This window comes from Roseibium sp. RKSG952, assembly GCF_009711355.1.
In genome coordinates this window covers 1-245 of record NZ_SMMF01000092.1, presented here as the reverse complement: position 1 = coordinate 245, position 245 = coordinate 1, and the positions used below count along the sequence as shown (strand labels likewise).

Sequence of the window (245 nt, the reverse complement as noted above, 5' to 3'; positions counted from 1 at the left end):
CGGAAAATTCCAGTTGTGGGTTACGGGCAATAAAATTCAGTTCGTGGATGCGGATGATGCCAAGATTGCTGCTTATACCATCGCCTGCAACGCCGACAGGTTCCTCCCCCTGGTGGAATGGGTAATGACGCAAAACGGCTGGGCATTGAAACATGTGCCGGAGAGCCTCCGGACGGAAGGAATTTGCCTCGCGGCGGTCAGACAAAACGGCTGGACCTTGCAATTAGTATCAGAAGCCCTCCGGA

At 53.9% G+C, this 245-nt stretch carries 1 protein-coding gene; it reads left to right on the top strand.

Annotated features, from left to right (window positions below; genetic code table 11):
- A partial coding sequence (locus tag E1297_RS00245; protein ID WP_155132518.1) for a DUF4116 domain-containing protein occupies positions 1–245 on the top strand: 245 nt, incomplete at both ends.